This window comes from Paenibacillus sp. B-A-8, from assembly GCF_048572915.1.
GTDB lineage: Bacteria > Bacillota > Bacilli > Paenibacillales > Paenibacillaceae > Paenibacillus_AQ.
Genome location: NZ_CP183882.1, coordinates 1,650,375 through 1,668,752 on the forward strand (window position 1 = coordinate 1,650,375; position 18,378 = coordinate 1,668,752).

Below are 18,378 nucleotides of genomic sequence, written 5' to 3' on the forward strand. Positions count from 1 at the left end.
CAGTATGCTATAGGATAGATACTGACCCTGTAGGGCATATGAAGCTCAATTATGAAAAATGAAAATGTTTTAATCCTTTTAGTGATTCATTCGATTTTAGAAAATCTCTAATTACAGCTAAATTTTATTTCGAGAATATTTCAAAAGACAATGCTGTAGAAAGAGTCTTGGATGATGAATGTGCTTTTTTATTATAGAGAATTTGGAATATTTTCTGGAGGAAAAATGATGGAAAGACTGTCGGAAAGATTATTAGCTGAAAATCCTCGGGAAATGATAAGACTGAGATTAAATAGATTGCGGAGTGTAAAGCTTAACGAAGCCATTTTGAAAGAGAAAAACGATAAGCTTGATATACCTACTGGATGATTCAATTATCAAGAAGAAGGCAATCGGACTATCTTCCGCCATAGACTCAGGACTCGGGTTTTGGAATAATGAATCTGATAGTTTGAATGCTAGAATACTTTCTCGTTATTATGCTTTGCTTCAAATGACTATTGCGGAACAAGTTAGCTCCGTAAAAAACAAAGACGGTCTTGCTGAAGTGCAGAAGCACACGGAATACGGGCATGGACTCGGGAATATCCGTGATCAATCTAGTGACAATTATCCATTTGATCAATATGTATACATTTTACGTTCAGGCCACTTTTATTCTTATGTTAAACATTTGGGTTATGATTCAAAAATATTCGATTTTGAGAAAAGACCTAAAAATATCGACAGCTTACCGGATGAGAAAAAGGCGAACTTGGTTTCCATTGTTGATTTATTTAGGAGAGTCCCTGAACTTCAGCCAGTCATACAGGAATATAGGGGATTGGAACCCTTGTCATTTCAAGTAACACTAGCCGACTTCAATTATTCACAAGAACTTCGTCAAAGGAGCCCTATTGAAGAAGCTGTGAAGACCTCGTTTTTATCAATAATTCCTGAGTCAGATGAAGTGACACTTGACTATATGCGTTCTCTCAATTTGCAGGTGAAAAACTTAACGGAAGAGAAAGATAGGTTCACTAAACAGAAGCTATTTGTAGGTGAGTATAAACACCCATCTGAAAATCATTGGTGGTATTACATGGATACGCACAAATCATCTCATTCCGGTACCTCTGTTGTTCATCCTATTTTTGGTGAATGTCGTGATCTAATCGTTATTCATTTTATGTTACTTTATTCATTGAGCATCTTGGTTCGTTATTTACCGGATTTATGGCACGAGATTATTAATGGTAAACTGGATAATATAGGATCTCTGATTGAGTACTATTTGGCTATGTTCGACAATGTTGTCCCACTAATGATGTTGGAACGAATAACCGAAAGAAAAATATATATTGATCTACCAGGTGGATTACACGGAAGAGTGTAGTTGATTAAGATTACAGATGTAGTGGGTTTGCATTTGATTCTTTTCTTTTAATTACAAGATTCCTAGATTCAGCGTGACAATAGAGCCGTTATCTTGAGGAAAGAAACGCTGGCTCGGAGTTGATGCAAGAATCGTCAATGAAATTACTGGGTTCAAAATGTTTTATAAGCAGTTAAAGAAGCGATCGGTATATCCTTTGTTTGAAAAATCTCTATGTGAAGATTTACAGTAAAAACACCAAGATGGATCATGATCTATCGAAGATATGGAAAAAGGTGAGGAAGAAAATCAAAGATGAAACAACAAAAGAGCAGCCGCATTTACAGTGAATATTTGGACCTACGGCCGCTGTTGTCTCCCGATTTCTTGATATATGGCACTCTTTGCGGTTGAAATCAGGAGGCAAAGCCGGTCACTCTCGCTCCAAGACCCCCTTCGTCGCGCCTTTCATTTTCTCGAGTTTTTAAGTGGTTTCCTACGGTTTAAATTTTTCAACGATCTTTTTTAGTGCCTCAATCCTGGAGCGGTTGCCGCTTCCCAGAAAACCGAGCTGCTCGGCAAGATCCCGCCTGAATTTCAGGAAAGCTTCCTCATTAAGCCTGTCTTCATCATCAATAAAACCGACAATCATTTGCTTCACTTCAAGCTTGCTGTTAAATAATATTTTGTTTTGCTCATATAAGCGGTGAATGTAATCATCCGGATAGGCTATTCTTTTCTTTATCAGTTCCGCAGCTTGATTTTGATGGTAGTTGTATAAGCTTTCGATTTTGAAAACGTCAAGATGCCTTACAACAGGGCTACCTTTGGTTACGATTGAAATTTCATTCGTCAACACATCTGTTTTGAACCGAAAATAATCGCTAATGTGATCCTCGTAAGGACTGATGCTGGCGAAGGTGAATTTCCGGTCTCCTTTTAAAGATTGATTGCATGACTTGCAGACCGGCACCAGATTATAAAGGGACATGGAGAAGTAAGGATAGTCGCATTTGGGAAGAAAATGGTCAATATCGGATCGCATCTTCCCATTATCCGAAAGGACAGGGGTAATATACTGGCGGTTGCAATACGGACATACCCGGATGCCGCTTTCCATGACGAAGCGATAATCATTCCACTCTTCTTGAAACACATCAAGCTGTTTGAAATTATCCATGGTGATATTCAGCCGCTTCAAGGTTCGGAATTCCTTCTCGCACTCAGCGGCATTAAGCGGGCCAAAGTTGAGGCAATCAGTAATTTCCTTACTTAGCTTAGGAAAGTTGGAAATAAGAATGCTCACTATTTCTTTTTGTACATCGGCGGAGTATTGCTTTTTTTTAAGTTTATTGAGAGCCCTTTTCTTAATATAATAAAAAAAATCTTTAACCTTAAACTGGCTATACCCAAACACATCATTTAGATAATTAGCGTAAGAGTCATTGGAATAATACTTATACTCCCCTTGGCGAATCAATTCATAAACCAGAGGGAACTTCTGCTGGATTGAAGCATCTAATGCTTCTAACGCTTTTAATTTTCCTGTTGCAAAAGTGCTATAGCTGTTCATTACAAACCTGAAAAAGTTCCGGTGTTGCCTTGAAAATTCTTTCTGAATTCTATTCTCATGCACATGCAGTGCCAACTTCAGCTTCATTGCATGCAATATTTCTGACGTAAGAGGGTGCGGGGGCCTTCTTTGTGCTGCCTTTAATGCAGGGACGATCCTTTCTTCGAAATATTTCTCATGAGCTTGTACAGTATCAGTAGTAAGTTGGATTTTTCTCATTGATTATCGTCCCTTTGATTAGCCTTAATGATATGATCAATCAACCGTTCACGATCTTCCTGAGACAAATTATCATAAAGACTAATCGCACTCTTGAGCGCCTCTGTTTGATAATGATCTTTAAGCCCCTGAAGTTTATTCTCAAATGCCTTTTTAATTACCGGTTCGCCAATGATGCTCGCAATGAACTCATATTTCTCCAAATTCACCGGCTCCACGGTTTTCTGGTCGGGGTTCCCTTTATCCCGTATGATGGATTGCTCCAGTTTATTAAGATCTTCTCCGGCATTTTGAATAATCTGATTGGAGAATTCACCTACGGTTTGATGAACAAAGAACGCATCGTTGAACAAGGTATGTATATTCTGTCCGAATGTTTCCATGTGGTTACCCACGGGATCATTGTTGCCATCTTTGAGATAGATAACATTGCTCTTCGGAATATCTGACAACAACATAGGAGAATGGGAGGTTAAGATAACCTGCACCTTGCATGACTTGAAGAAGTTATCCAGCATTTGCAACAGCCGATTTATATACTGAACCTGCCATTTCAGATGGTATGACAAATCAGCTTCATCAATGAGAAGCAACACACCGGTGCAAGCTACATCCCCTAACGGCGTATGGTTAATAACCTTATTGCTTCGCCCGCCGTTCGGAGCCGCTTCCAGCACAGAGTGAAACCTGGAATAAAGACTTAGCAGATTATTTTCGCCCGTACTTAATCCCCAGGAAAAGTTCAAATAGTAGTAGGGGCGGCATGTCCGATTATAATGAGTGAAGAACTCTTTAAACCAATCTTCGGTATTGTTCTTCAAATTAATCCCGATCAGCGCCGCCGATACATTATCAACGCTTTCTTCAACCTGCGTGCTGTTTTTTGTCAACCAACTCAGAAAGGAAATGTAAGGATCCAGCCGGTTTGTATAAATGGAATGTATTGAATTCAATTTCATCCTGACTTGTTCCAAAAATCCCATGGTATACATAAAAACATCTTTAAATGTACTTTTGTCATATGTTCTGTAAACATTCAAAAGACACTCCAATTCTTCCAAGCGTTTATCTGATGTTGTAACGGATTCCACTGTTTCTTTGATCGCATTAACGAATAAGTGATCTGCAAAACGAAATTTCCATATTTCATTAGGGTGGGTGGAAGAGAATGATGCTGAAACCAAGCCGAGTACTTTCCAATAATCATTATTGGGCAACGTATTAAAGTCTCTTCGTGAAGACGAACCAGAGTGATGCCTTTTCGTTTGTTTTTGAATAGATTCGTAAAGCAATTTGCGATTTCGCTCATTATCAACCACGTTGATCTGAAGTTTATTTACCATGCCGAATAAGTCTTTGGTATTAGATTCTTGCAGGTTGTAATGATATAAGAAATCGAGCTGCCTATAGACTTCATTATTGAAGAAATGATGAATAGGGTTAAATTCATGATGAATATGATGATTCTCCACCCCACTTGAATGATCTCTCCTCATCAATCCCCCAATAGAAAGATCATGTAACATCCCTGATTTGTTATACATGTAGTCATGAATATCCAGCACGTTGCTTATATATACAAGTTTCGTTTTTTTAAGCCAATCTTTAAGAGCGTTTTTAGTTAAAAAGGCTACTGGTATATCATTATGTGCTTCAAGCTCAAGATGCAGTTCGCTTCTATAGATCAGGACTTTCTTTTTGACCTGATCAAAGAACGCTGTGATAAAAGGAGTCGAATTATACTCGTTTGTAAGACAATCCATGATCATTCTCAAGAGTGTTGTTTTACCTGATCCATTATCGCCGACAATCATACTTAAATTCGTTATATTGTTGCCGAAAAAATGTTCCGGCAGCGTCCCGTCGCCCTTTTTCTTAATCTGTAAGCGGGAAAAAGCAGGATCATACTTAAACTGATACGTATTTTGAAAATGAAATTCAGTTGTTTGAAAATAGCCGTAGCTATCGACCCAGAAATAGAGTAACTCCATAATTTTATAAACCTCCATATTTACTTGGAATATATTATATCATTGAATTTGTCAGTCTGAATGTAATAATCAGCAGGTAGACTAACCATACTGCTTGAGCGATAGAAGAATCTAAGAATGGGATTTGGGAATGATGCTTATGAACTAGATATCGTCTATCGAAGATGAGAAGAAGTTAATGAACTGCATACCATCAAGGTTACTTACGACGGACTGAAAGGCTTGCAACTGGCGAAGTAGAGGATTGAAGGCTGATTCTGTTGGATGTGATGCTTCCCGGGATGAACGGAATTGAGCTGTGCCGGAAGATCCGCAAAACCAAGCAAATACCTCTCATTATAATTTCTGCCCGAAATAACCCTGAGGATAAAAAAGTTGTAAGCAGATAGTGGCGTATAGTGACATCACATCGTGTCCACAACCTCAAAAAATTCGACAACACCGGAGAAGACATGGAGGATCTGATCTCCATCGGCACCATTGGCCTGATTAAAGCCATCGAGAGCTACCGCCCGAACAAAGGCACAAAGCTGGCCACTTTTGCTGCCCGTTGTATTGAAAACGAAATTCTGATGCACCTAAGATCCTTGAAGAAGACTCGTAAAGATGTATCTCTGCACGATCCAATTGGGACAGACAAGGAAGGTAATGAAATTACTCTCATCGATATTCTGGGTTCGGAAGCTGACGATGTTATTAAAGAAGTCGATCTGAAGATCGAGAAGAGTAAGATATACCGTAACCTTGATATTCTGGATGACCGAGAGAAAGAAGTTGTCGTGGGTAGGTTTGGACTGGATACAGGCGGGGAAGAGAGGACGCAGCGGGAGATTGCGAAGGAGCTGGGGATCTCGCGGAGTTATGTGTCGCGGATAGAGAAAAGGGCGCTCATGAAGCTGTATCATGAGTTTTATAAGGCGAAGCGGTAAGTTGAAAATAGTGTAATTTAACTTAAATCGGTAGAAGCTTGATGTTTTGAAAGCAACTTTTCTACGGGAAAGTTGCTTTTTCATTATCATATTAGGAAAGTACTTATATAGTACATAAGAACAAGAGGTTTAATAACTTTCTAGCTATTAGAGGAGTGCTACAATGAGATACAAAGAAATTTATGACCTCCATGTTCAACTGTTACATGTATATGAAAATAATGAGATATATCAAGGTCCATATCAGACACAAATAAATTATTACAAGAGACAATTTTATATAGCTGAAGATATTGTTCAACGTATTTTTGTTTTAAATCAGCTATTGAAAATCCAAGAAAAAAGTAGAGAAATAAAGATAAAGTGGTGTTCAGAAGAATATTTTAAATGATGTCTGGATTTACTATGAGAAAGATGAGGCTACGAAAATTCTAATCAAAAAACATTAAAGAGAAGTTGGGGGGGGGCCAATGCTTACAATTTTGCTAAAGAAATAGATTCAATTCATAAAGCCGTTAACAAAAAAATGAGCCATCTGAACCTAATCAGATTGTTATAGGTCATTTGAAAAATCGAATAAAGTCAAATCTGAAATAAGCCTTGAATTAAAAGCTTGAATATGAATAAGTAAGTTATCGCCCTTTTCGTATTAGAGAGGGTGGTTAACATGTTAAAAATACTTAGTACACCCAAGTGGCTTTATAAATGCGACAAGCGATGGCTAGATTACTGGTTATGAAATAAAACTGCGTATTCCTTAATACAGAGAAATCCCTGTGTGAGGTGAATTATGTTGACTATGTGATGCAATTGTTCTCAATGAGAATTAGTTTGATTAGGATTTATACGCGCTATACTCAAAATATTTATTTGAAAAATAGTGTTTTTTATACAGCTAATAAATGCTTATTCCATCGCGCTTATTATTATTTGGGATTTCATTATACAATCAAATGCTAATGCTGCAAAAATACGAATAGCCTATTCCGCTTACGTGAACTTAGTGGTGAGGTGTTTTCTATGATTTAGCTTTTTCTCGTTTGTTGAACTAACTGGCAGGATAGTTGACTAAGGTATTAGAAAACCAGATTGGAATGCCGACATGTTGGGAAAAATATATACGTAAAAGAGTCGAATTCTTTGCTTATAAGAATTCGACTCTTTTACGTTACATCAGAAATTTTATGGATACAAGGTCTGCAGTTATATAGGCTTATTATTCTATTTTTTCTCCGTATTTCTTCCCTAAATCCCCCATCAAATCAAGGATAGGAATAAATTCCTTCCCTTTTGATGTTAATGAATATTCAACGCGTGGAGGTACCTCTGGAAACACATTACGTTCAATTAAACCGTCAGCTTCTAGCTCTCGAAGTTGTTTTGTAAGTGAACCTTGTGAAATATCCCATAAAAAAGCTTTAATTTCATTGTAACGATATTCTTTTGATTTTAGAAACCAAAGGATGAGACATTTCCAACGACCCGATAGAATACTTTGAGTATAAGAAATTCCATAGACTTCTCTATTTTCTTTAATAAAATCCTTTTTAAATTCATAGCCATCCTTACAAATTCTAGCCATCATATCACCTTTATGTTCTCTATAGTACGAAAAAGTGTACTACAGCAATTTTTATTGCCTACTTCAAAAATTAGAGTGTTGAGCTTAGTATATGATCTATATTTTAAAAACACAATCTGGAGGAATAATAATGAGATTTGGAATTATAGGTGCAGGACCAATAGGGACAACGATAGCTAATAAACTATTTATGAATAGACATGACGTCAAAATTGCGGATGCTCGAGGAATTAAACGTTTAGAAGGAAAAGAGATTGCTGGAACACCTGTGAGTGTAGAAGATGTAATTAAAAATATTGATGTTCTGATCGTATCTATCCCTTTTCATGCAATGCCAAGCATTCGTAGTATTGTAGATAAAGCTGGTGAGGAAGTAATTGTTGTAGACACTTCAAATTATTATCCTTTTAGGGACAATAAAGTTGAAGAAATTGAGGCCGGGAAGGTTGAAAGTGTGTGGGTTGCAAATCAATTAGGTAGACCTATTATCAAAGCTTTCAATAATCAATTAGCTTATACTCTTGAGAATAAAGGAACCCTCGAAGGTACTAGTGATCGCATTGCCATGGCGGTTGCTGGTAATGATCTATCACAAAAACAAATCATTATGGACGTAGTAAACGAGCTAGGCTTCGACGCAATAGATAGTGGTTCTTTAAGTGATTCGTGGAGACAACAGCCAGGAACTCCTGCATACTGTACAGAACTAACAAAAGAGGAGCTAACAGAAGCTTTGAAAAGGGCAAACAAAGAGAAATCCCCGTTCCTACGGGATAAAGTATTAGGAAATTTTTCAGCTGAATTTACACATGAAGATATTGTGAAGCTAAACAGAGAAACATATAACTCCTAACTGAGGGGGAACTCGAACTAGTCAAGAGCAATATAAACATTGATATCTATACCAAGTTGGAAACGTTTCAAAAAAAGATATTGAAACGTTTCCAACTTGATGCTATTATAATTTTTATAGAGAGTTCGGGGGTGTTAAATGACAAGCATTAAAGATGTAGCTAGCTTAGCCGGTGTTGCTGTAGGAACCGTGTCCAGAGTCATTAACAACTCTGGCGCTGTAAAACCCAAGACACGCAAAAAAGTGGAGGACGCCATACAAGAACTGAATTATTTCCCTAATGAAGTGGCCCGGAATTTCAAGATGCAGAAATCTAAGATGGTAGCTCTACTGCTTCCGAGCATCTGGAATCCGTTCTTTTCTGAATTGGCTTATTACATCGAGGATGAATTGGACCTGGAAGGCTTCAAGCTTATGTTATGCAATAGCGGCGGCAAACCTGAAAAGGAGCTGTATTATCTAGAAATGCTCCGGCAGAATAAAGTGGCTGGTATTGTTGGCATAACGTACAACGATATCGAGAATAATGTGAGTAATGACATTCCGATTGTAAGCATCGACAGACACTTTAACAAGAAGATTACCTGTGTGACCTCCGATAATTATGAGGGAGGACGTCTTGCTTTAAGGGAGCTTGTGAAAGCGGGAGCCAAGAAACCAGCTTTTATGGGAAGTGTTACTTCTGTTTTTAGCGAAACCATGAACCGGAGACAAGGATTCATTCATGAAGCGGAAGCTTTGGGTATCGATTATGTGATCTACGAGAAACCAGATCCAATTATGGATGACAGTGCCTATATTAATGAGTTCCTCAACAAGCATGGCGATGTAGATGGTGTTTTTGCCATTACCGATATGCTGGCAGCCAACTATATAGACAGAGCACGCAAGCAGGGCATTCGTATTCCAGAAGATGTGAGGGTCATCGGTTATGATGGTATTCAGGATAATCCTTATTTTCACCCTATTTTATCAACGATCAGGCAGCCGGTGGAAGAGATGGCACGCACGACAATCAGACTGCTCTATAACAAGATCGAAGGCATACCTTTAGATAAGCAAGTGTATCGTATCCCTGTTATATTCAAGCAAGGTGAAACTACATGATCCTATTTGGATCAAAAACGTCAGCGCATCCTGCATAAGTAATCTACTATCTGATGTTTTTCATTCTAAATTGGAAACGTTTCAAAATACCCGGATCTTCTAGAATATACAGGAAATATCGGCTCATCCAGTTGATTATTGGCATAGACCTACCAACTGGAGTTTTTCTAGAACTAAAATTGGAAACGTTTCAAAAATGATTACTTTTACACGAAAGGGAGAATAAGAGTGAGTTCAACAACTAGCAGGGCGGATCATTACATGATCAAACCAAAGCGTAAATTATGGAGCAGGCTCAAACGCGACTATCAATTGTACCTGTTTTTACTGCCGATCATTATCCTTTACCTTGTATTTAAGTATTATCCGATGTATGGGGTGCAAATTGCATTTAAGGATTTCTCTCCAAGTCAAGGGATCTGGGGAAGTGAGTGGGTAGGGCTTCAGCACTTCAGAGATTTTTTCGATTCCTATAACTTCTGGAACATTATCACGAATACGCTCTCACTCAGTTTCCTTTCGTTGCTATTTGGCTTCCCGGCTCCAATTATTATCGCAATTATGCTAAATCAAATGCTGGGTAAGACCTACAAGAAATTTGTGCAGACAGTGATTTATGCTCCGCACTTTATATCCACCGTTGTGCTGGTTGGTATGCTGAATGTTTTTTTGTCTCCAAATAGCGGAATTGTGAATCACGTGATCACCTTCTTCGGAGGGGACCCAATTCTATTTATGGCCGATTCAGGCTGGTTCCGCCCTCTGTATATATTGTCGGGAATATGGCAAGAAACAGGATTTGCCACGATTATTTATTTAGCTGCTCTTGCCGGGGTTAATCCCGAACTTCATGAAGCTGCAATTATGGATGGAGCGAGTAAATGGAAGCGTGTATGGTACGTGGATATTCCTAGCATTTTGCCGACGATCGTCATTCTGTTAATTCTCGCACTTGGAAATATAATGAGCATCGGTTTTGAAAAAGCGTTTCTGATGCAGAGTGATCTGAATTATGCTACCTCCAATATCATTCCTACCTATGTGTATGAAATGGGGATTCAGAAGGCCCAATATAGCTTTTCTACGGCAGTCGGTCTGTTCAATTCCCTGATCAATATTATCTTGATTTTCACCGTTAACCGAATCGCTAAAAAAATGACAGAAACCAGTCTGTGGTAAGGAGGAATTTATTTTGAACAAATTAATGAAGCGAAAGAGCAGTGGGGATGCATGGTTTGACATTATCAACTACTTTTTGTTGACCATCATTATGCTGCTTGTATTATACCCGTTGTATTTTGTGCTGGTAGCATCATTCAGTGACCCTAATTATATCTACTCAGGTGAGGTCTGGTTGTTTCCAAAAGGCTTCACTTTGGATGGTTATGAGCGAATATTCAGTGATTCCTCCATATGGATCGGATACGCAAATTCAATACTTTATGCAACAGTGGGAACATTAATTGGCGTAGCTGTGACGGTATTCGCTGCTTATCCGTTAGCCCGTAAGGATCTGGCCGGAAAGTCTGTGATTATGTGGTTTTTGTTGGTCACGATGTTCTTTAGTGGCGGGCTAATTCCAACCTATTTGCTGATTAAGGATCTACATATGCTGAATACGATGTGGGCATTGGTTATTCCAGGAGCTGGTGGTGTATTTAACGTCATCATTGTAAGAACCTTCTTTCAATCCTCCATCCCGGATGAGATGTGGGAAGCGGCTTCAATTGACGGATGTTCCAACACTAGATTCTTCTGGAGCATCGTACTGCCTTTATCAAAATCGATTCTAGCGGTTATGGTGCTGTACCATGTGGTCGGCTTCTGGAACGGATTCTTCGACGCATTGATTTACCTGAATGATGGAACCAAATATCCGCTGCAATTGGTGCTTCGAAATATTCTTGTTCAGAATCAGGTCAGTTCAGGCATGATGATCGATGTGGAATCCTATGCTGCCAAGATGCGTGTTACAGAACTGATTAAATATGGTGTCATCATGGTATCCAGTCTGCCGTTACTGATTTTGTATCCGTTCCTGCAGAAGTACTTTGTTAAAGGCGTGATGATTGGCTCAATTAAGGGATGAGATAGACAGGGTCTTGAAAGGGGGGATGTACAGGATCAGATGATTTATGCAGAAAAGAAATATTTGATTTTTGAATGTGGAACGATATAAGGGGAGGTTATGTATTAGTGAAATCTTTATTCAAAGGTGCTGGAATTGTAATGCTGGCTGGTGCGTTTGCGGTAAGCGGATGTTCTGGAAATGGGAACGGGGCAAATAAAGCGGTTGGTAATCAGAATAAGGAAGCGAAATTCAATCAAACTGGTCTTCCGATTGTTAACAATGAAGTGACTTTAAAAATGGTATCCCCGAAGTCTGCATTGGCACCGGAATACTCGGAGCTAGAAATTTTTAAACGTCTTCAAAAAGACACCAATGTAAAAATTAACTGGACCAATATTCCTGATACCGATTATACAGAAAAGAAAAATTTGCTACTTGCGAGTGGTGATTTGCCGGATGCCTTTTATGCAGCCGGATTCACTGATTACGAGTTAATCAATTATGGTAAGGATGGAACCCTTATTCCCCTAGAGAATTTAATTGAACAATATGCACCTAATTTGAAAGCGCTTCTTGATCGTCGACCTGATATCAAATCCTCGATCACAGCACCGGATGGGCACATCTACGGGCTACCTTCCTTTGAAGAAAATAACCTGGGGACCAATCCCTTCTTCCACGTCATCAATAAAGCTTGGCTAGATAAGCTGGGGCTTAAGGTACCACAAACACTAGATGAATACACGGAAGCTCTGTTGGCCTTTAAAACACAAGATCCGAACGGCAATGGAAAGCAGGATGAAATCCCGTTAAGCTTCATGCACATGCAGTGGTGTATGGATATTGCTGGACTATTCGGGGCTTTTGGCCTTCCAGATAATCTGGAGCACCGGGTCGTCCGTGATGGGAAAGTTATTTTTACCGCGACTCAGCCTGAATATAAAGAAGCTCTAAATTATTTCCATGAAAAATGGTATAAGACGGGTCTGATTGATCCGGAATCTTTCACCCAAGATGCCGCACAATATCTGGCTAAGGGTAAAACAACCGATGAAACGCTAGGATCTTATGTTTGGTGGGAAATCGAAGAAGTTGTCGGAACCGAGCGAGGCAAGGATTATGTTCTTCTGTCTCCGCTCAAAGGACCGGATGGGAATCAAACCATCGGACGTGCCAATGGCGGTGGCCCGGGACGCGGATCTTTTGTAATCACCAAAGCGAACAGCAATCCGGAAATAACTATGCGCTGGATCGATCAGCAGTTTGAACCTTATATGGCTGCTCAAATCCACTGGGGTCCGCTGGATATCGTGTACAAGAAGGACGAAAACGGAAAACTGGTAAATCTACCTCTTCCTGATGGAGCCTCTGCAGGTGAATTCCGCCAAAAAGTTGCTCCGGGATCGGGTGCACCTGGTGTCATTACTTTTGATGAATTCGGAAAAATTGTAGATATGGAGCCTCGGGCCCAGCAGCGCGCTAAAGATTTGGAGCAATATTACAATCCATATATGGAAAAGGAAAACTATCCGAGTATCTTCTTTGAACCGGAGGAATTGGATAGAATCAATAAAATTGAGCCCGAACTGCTTAAGTATGTAAATACCCAAAGAGGAAGATTCATTGTTGATGGCGGCGCAGATGCAGAGTGGGACAAGTATCTGAAGACACTGGACAAAATGGGTCTGAAAGAACTGATGGAAATTTATCAAACCGGTCTGGATCGATATAACGAAAATCTAAAAAAATAAATAAATAGATGATAGGTGGAGAGAAACTGTGCTTGATGTTATCGCCATAGGAGAACTATTGATAGACTTTACTCCGGCAGGGCGTTCAGCTGGGGGGAATGAGCAGTTTGAATGCAATCCGGGAGGAGCTCCCGCTAACGTAGCCGCTGCACTATCCCGATTAGGATCCCGAACAGCATTGATAAGTAAGGTCGGTGAGGATCAATTCGGTTCCATACTGCACCGAACACTGCTAAGCAGTGGTGTTGATATATCTGAAGTATCTTTCACAAATGAAGCGAATACAACACTGGCTTTTGTCCATCTGGATGACCAGGGAGATAGAACGTTCAGCTTCTTCCGAAAGCCGGGAGCAGATACCTTCCTGCACTCGAAGGATATCCCGCTGAGCCGGATTGAAACCTGCAAGACTCTGCATTTTGGCTCATTGTCCATGACCCATGAACCATCCCGTACCGCAACAAGGACAGCAGTTCTCAAAGCCAAAGAGGCAGGAGTTTTGCTCTCGTTCGATCCGAATATCCGGTTTGCATTATGGGAGAGTAAAGAGGAAGCCAGGCAAAATATTTATTGGGGCATGAATTATGCCGATATCCTGAAAATTTCGGAAGAAGAGCTTTCTTTTATAACTGGTACCAGCGACGTTGAAAAAGGCACGCTGGAGCTCCAGCAACAATTTGAAGTCGCGTTAATTGTCGTGACTTTAGCGGAAAAGGGCTGCTATTACCGTGTAGCTGATCATGATGGATATGTACCGGGGTTTAAGGTCAAGACCATCGACACGACAGGTGCCGGCGACGCTTTTCTAGGATGTCTGTTATATAAGATCCTGGAAAACAGAAGTTCTTTGCATGATCTAACCAGCCAGCAAATGAGCAACATGCTGACCTTTGCCAATGCCGGTGGAGCGTTAGTTACAACACGGAAAGGGGCTCTTGGGTCTATGCCAACAATAGAAGAGATTAACCAGATCATTGAGTCTGAGTCCAATACACAGTTTAATGCCGATCGTTTCAGACCGGGGTTTCATTTCTCACCTCCCACGAGCTGGGCGAATGATCCGAACGGATTAGTCTATTATGAGGGAAGCTATCATCTTTTCTATCAATATCATCCTTACAGTAATAAATGGGGTCCGATGCATTGGGGCCATGCTATAAGTGAAGACCTGATTCACTGGCAGCATGCGCCGATTGCATTGTTCCCAGATGAGCATGGGGCAATATTCTCCGGCTGCTGTGTAGTTGACTGGAATAATAGCAGTGGTTTATTCAAAGATTGCCATGGACTCGTCGCAATCTTTACGCATGCGGATATCCATCCGGAGACGGGGCAACCGCGCCAGCGTCAGAGCCTGGCTTACAGCAGTGATAAAGGCAAAACCTGGCAAAAGTATAACGGGAATCCGGTGCTCGCCGAGAATGATTTGATAGACTTCCGGGATCCGAAGGTTTTCTGGCATGCCCAAAGTAAGCGGTGGATTATGGCTATTGTCGCGGGAGACCATGTACGTTTCTATGCATCCGACAATTTGCGTGAATGGTCACTGACTGGTAAATTCGGCAGAGAAGAAGGCTCACATGACGGCGTTTGGGAATGTCCAGATTTGTTTCAGCTACCGGTGGATGACACCGGGCGTTCCAAATGGGTTCTTATCATCAGCATCGGTGATAATCCCAATTGTCCAGAAGGGTCGCGTACGCAATATTTCATTGGAGAGTTCGATGGAAAGACGTTCATTAATGACAATCCGTCCGATCATATCCTGTGGCTGGATTATGGTAGAGACAACTATGCGGGAGTTACCTGGTCAGATATTCCTGAACAGGATGGACGTCGCGTAATCATTGGATGGATGAGTAACTGGAAGTATGCAAATGAGACGCCTACCGGTTCCTGGAGGGGGGCTATGACCCTCCCCCGCACCTTGTCCCTGACCAGCAAGGACGGAAGTGTCGTGCTTACCCAGATGCCTGTCCGGGAAATAGAGCAGCTGCGTAAAGAATCAATGGTTTGGAATGGAATCACCGTTACTCCTGCATCCCCTTTCCTGCAGAAAATGAATGAGGATCTGCTGGAAATTGAAGCAGATATCGATATCCGGTCCGGTGAAGAGGTTCATATAGTGCTGAAATCCTCTGGGTTGAGTGAGCTTGTTATCGGATATGATCCTGTTCAGCAATGGCTGTTCATCGACCGTTCGAAATCAGGTGTGACTGATTTCCATCCTACATTCGAAAACAAGCATGGTGCAAGATTAGTCTCGAATGGCGAGAAGATCAAGCTACAAATCTGGCTGGATCGCAATGCGGTTGAAGTGTATGCAGATCATGGCTTGGTTACATTGACAGATCAAATCTTCCCTGATGCTCCAATGGATAGAGTTGAAGTAAGTACTCCATCTGGGCAAGTTGTATTGGATTCGCTGCAGATCCATACGCTTAAATCTATTCATATACCGGATGCTGTCTCAGAACAGAAATAAGGGAGGAATGATGCATGCGTCTCATAAACAGCGAACAAGGACTGATGATGCACTGGGCCTTTGATGAAGGCACCGGAGCAAGTGCTCTGGAGAGTGTATCTAAGATCCGTGATGATATTGAGTCCGTATTTAATCAAGCGGAATTTACCGAACGGATGGGTCCGCAGTGGAGAGAGGGCGTAATGGGAAGCGGACTTCTGTTCGATGGTTACTCTACTTCTATTACCCATTCTTTTAAAGAAGAAGATACAAACTGTGATCAAAAATTCTTGTCAGCACTAAGTATTGGGGTATGGGTGGCACCGCGTTCCTATGACTTAGGTCATGAAGGTAAGCTGACTGCTATTGTAAACCGTCACAATATGGACCGCAAGCAGGGTTATCTGCTAGGTATGTTCCGGCACGGCTCTTGGTCCTTCCAGATTGGGCTAGAAGGAGGAACCTGGCAGGAGCTTTGGTCTCCTGAAGGCTATGAATTGCCCAAGAATGAATGGTCATACGTGAACGCTGTATTTGATGGAACCCAAGGGAAAATTAAACTGTTTCTCAACGGCACTGAAATCGCCTCGACTGACGTGCCGAGCGGTTCCCGTCTCGCTGAGGCAGCAGAGACGGATCTACTCATTGGCAAGAATAATCACAGTAGCTTGCTGATCGAAGTGTTCAGCCTTCAGATGTTCAGTGGGATTATTGATGATCTGAAGATTTATAACCGGGCCTTAAGTGCAGAGGAAGTAGCCGCTTCTTATCAGCATGTGCTAGATTCTACGCACGGAGGCGTCAAGCCACAACTGCATGTTGACGAAATCAAGCTGGACCGGACACCTCTGCTGAGAGATCGACACAGACCGCAGTACCATGTTACTCCACCCGCACATTGGATGAATGAACCTCATGCGCCGATCTATTTTGAGGGCCAGTATCATCTGTTCTACCAGCATAACCCGTTAGGACCATTCTTTTATCATATTCATTGGGGCCATTGGGTGAGTGAGGATTTGGTCCATTGGCGTGATCTTCCCGTAGCCCTGGCACCTGAAAAGGATCAGCTGGCACCGGACGGAATCTGGTCGGGAAGCGCTACTTATGATGCAGACGGATTGCCTGTCTTATTCTTTACAGCGGGAAATGACTGTGCTTCACCAAATCAGAGTGTTGCTCTTGCCCGGAGCACTTATTCTCAGGATAAAGACCCGGATCTGATTCAGTGGGTCAAACATCCGGAGCCGCTCATTGTACAGAAGAAGGGCATGGGTGCATTCGGAGATTTTCGTGATCCTTTTGTCTGGAAGGAAGATGACAGCTGGTTTGCACTGGTCGGGTCGGGGATCGAAGGTGAAGGTGGAGCAGCGCTAGGGTTTGCGTCACCCGATATGCTGAACTGGACGTATAAAGGGCCATTCTTTCAAGCGGATATTCAAAAGTTCCCTTATCTTGGACCTATTTGGGAGCTTCCTGTGCTTCTCCCTCTGGGAACAGACAAAGCGGGCCAACATAAACATATCCTATTGGTCAGTCCAGTAGGAAAGGGAGCAGATGTCGAGGTATTCTATTGGATTGGGCAGCTCGATAAACTCAATCTTTCATTTATTCCAGATCAAGAGGAGCCGGAACTGATTGACGTAGGTGATTTCCATTTTACCGGCCCGAGTGGAATGGTGGATCCGAAGACTGGACGAAAGATCATATTTACCATAGCTCAAGGCGACCGGACGGCTGAACTCGAATATCAATCGGGTTGGGCTCATAATGGTGGTTTGCCTCTAAGTGTCTATCTGAGGGAAGACGGACGACTGGGAATTGAGCCGATTCAGGAACTTCAGTCCCTGCGAGGTACGAAACTGCTGTCGATTCGGGATAATTCTTTGGCTGAAGCTAATCTATCACTAAGTGATATCCAAGGGGACATGCTTGAGATTCAAGTGGAGCTAGAACCCTGCAATGCTACACAACTAGGAATCAAAGTTCGGTGTACACCGGATAGAGAAGAAGAAACACTTCTGTATTATGATTTTAATGAAGCCAATCTCTTAGTAGACCGTACGAAAACGACACTGCACCCTGGTGAAAAGTGTAGCGGAATTCAAGGTGGTAAGCTGGAGCTGCAAGGGGAAAATCTGAAGCTACACATCTATTTAGACCGCTCCATGGTCGAGGCCTATGCCAACGGGTTGAAAAGCCTGACGACCCGGGTGTATCCAAGCCGTAAGGATGCTTTGGGGTTAGAGATATGGGGAGATGGAGAACCCTTTGTCAAAAATTTAGAAATATGGGAGATGCAATCCATATGGTAACAGAAGCGCCTTGGCGCTTCTTGTCATTTGGCTCAAAGAATGAATGATTAATAAGATTTGCTATCCTCTGGCTGAAAGCGCTTTAATTAATTCCTCTCCCTTCATCATCATTGACTATTCATCCTTGCACAAGGGAACATCGCGAAAATAGGTATCGAAGCGGCATGAA

15 protein-coding genes are annotated in these 18,378 nt (G+C 41.4%); 12 read left to right on the plus strand and 3 right to left on the minus strand.

The window, feature by feature from the left end; genetic code table 11:
* The first annotated feature begins 171 nt into the window (after positions 1–171).
* Positions 172–369: a hypothetical protein gene (locus ACN6MV_RS07385; protein ID WP_419886049.1), complete on the plus strand. Its 198-nt coding sequence runs from the start codon at positions 172–174 to the stop codon at positions 367–369.
* The gene (locus ACN6MV_RS07390; RefSeq protein WP_419886050.1) at positions 350–1,375 is read left to right on the plus strand and encodes a YaaC family protein; all 1,026 of its coding nucleotides are present in this window, start codon (positions 350–352) and stop codon (positions 1,373–1,375) included. The genes ACN6MV_RS07385 and ACN6MV_RS07390 overlap by 20 nt, the downstream gene beginning before the upstream one ends.
* A gap of 475 nt (positions 1,376–1,850) precedes the next feature.
* On the opposite strand, the gene ACN6MV_RS07395 is transcribed toward ACN6MV_RS07390, so the two are convergent.
* Positions 1,851–3,146, minus strand: coding sequence for an HNH endonuclease (locus ACN6MV_RS07395; RefSeq protein WP_419886051.1), 1,296 nt, complete (start codon positions 3,144–3,146; stop codon positions 1,851–1,853).
* Positions 3,143–5,137 carry a hypothetical protein gene (locus ACN6MV_RS07400; protein WP_419886052.1) on the minus strand — a complete coding sequence of 665 codons (1,995 nt, stop codon included), beginning with the start codon at positions 5,135–5,137 and terminating at the stop codon, positions 3,143–3,145. Before ACN6MV_RS07400 ends, ACN6MV_RS07395 begins: the two co-directional genes overlap by 4 nt.
* 260 nt (positions 5,138–5,397) lie before the next feature.
* Between ACN6MV_RS07400 and ACN6MV_RS07405 the strand changes: the two genes are divergently transcribed.
* From ACN6MV_RS07405 to ACN6MV_RS07415, 3 genes are all read left to right on the plus strand, one after another.
* The gene (locus tag ACN6MV_RS07405) at positions 5,398–5,526 is read left to right on the plus strand and encodes a response regulator (RefSeq protein ID WP_419886053.1); all 129 of its coding nucleotides are present in this window, start codon (positions 5,398–5,400) and stop codon (positions 5,524–5,526) included.
* A 6-nt stretch (positions 5,527–5,532) separates the two neighbouring features.
* On the plus strand, positions 5,533–6,066 hold the full coding sequence (gene sigK / locus ACN6MV_RS07410) for an RNA polymerase sporulation sigma factor SigK (protein WP_419886720.1): 534 nt from the start codon (positions 5,533–5,535) through the stop codon (positions 6,064–6,066).
* Between the two features lie 163 nt (positions 6,067–6,229).
* Positions 6,230–6,457 carry a hypothetical protein gene (locus tag ACN6MV_RS07415; protein ID WP_419886054.1) on the plus strand — a complete coding sequence of 76 codons (228 nt, stop codon included), beginning with the start codon at positions 6,230–6,232 and terminating at the stop codon, positions 6,455–6,457.
* A gap of 825 nt (positions 6,458–7,282) precedes the next feature.
* On the opposite strand, the gene ACN6MV_RS07420 is transcribed toward ACN6MV_RS07415, so the two are convergent.
* A complete protein-coding gene (locus ACN6MV_RS07420) occupies positions 7,283–7,648 on the minus strand; it encodes a winged helix-turn-helix transcriptional regulator (protein WP_419886721.1) in 366 nt (121 codons plus the stop codon).
* Between the two features lie 130 nt (positions 7,649–7,778).
* Between ACN6MV_RS07420 and ACN6MV_RS07425 the strand changes: the two genes are divergently transcribed.
* From ACN6MV_RS07425 to ACN6MV_RS07455, 7 genes are all read left to right on the plus strand, one after another.
* Positions 7,779–8,501: an NADPH-dependent F420 reductase gene (locus ACN6MV_RS07425; RefSeq protein ID WP_419886055.1), complete on the plus strand. Its 723-nt coding sequence runs from the start codon at positions 7,779–7,781 to the stop codon at positions 8,499–8,501.
* 138 nt (positions 8,502–8,639) lie between these two features.
* Positions 8,640–9,608, plus strand: coding sequence for a LacI family DNA-binding transcriptional regulator (locus ACN6MV_RS07430; protein ID WP_419886056.1), 969 nt, complete (start codon positions 8,640–8,642; stop codon positions 9,606–9,608).
* 261 nt (positions 9,609–9,869) lie between these two features.
* Positions 9,870–10,787, plus strand: coding sequence for an ABC transporter permease (locus tag ACN6MV_RS07435; RefSeq protein WP_143759120.1), 918 nt, complete (start codon positions 9,870–9,872; stop codon positions 10,785–10,787).
* A gap of 13 nt (positions 10,788–10,800) precedes the next feature.
* Entirely contained in the window at positions 10,801–11,697 is an 897-nt protein-coding gene (locus tag ACN6MV_RS07440; RefSeq protein ID WP_076107150.1) for a carbohydrate ABC transporter permease, read from the plus strand.
* Positions 11,698–11,804: 107 nt separating this feature from the next.
* Positions 11,805–13,430, plus strand: a complete 1,626-nt coding sequence (locus ACN6MV_RS07445) for an ABC transporter substrate-binding protein (protein WP_076107148.1) — start codon at positions 11,805–11,807, stop codon at positions 13,428–13,430.
* Between the two features lie 28 nt (positions 13,431–13,458).
* Positions 13,459–15,915: a PfkB family carbohydrate kinase gene (locus ACN6MV_RS07450; protein WP_419886057.1), complete on the plus strand. Its 2,457-nt coding sequence runs from the start codon at positions 13,459–13,461 to the stop codon at positions 15,913–15,915.
* Positions 15,916–15,929: 14 nt separating this feature from the next.
* Positions 15,930–18,209: a GH32 C-terminal domain-containing protein gene (locus ACN6MV_RS07455; RefSeq protein ID WP_419886058.1), complete on the plus strand. Its 2,280-nt coding sequence runs from the start codon at positions 15,930–15,932 to the stop codon at positions 18,207–18,209.
* Positions 18,210–18,378: the final 169 nt, after the last annotated feature.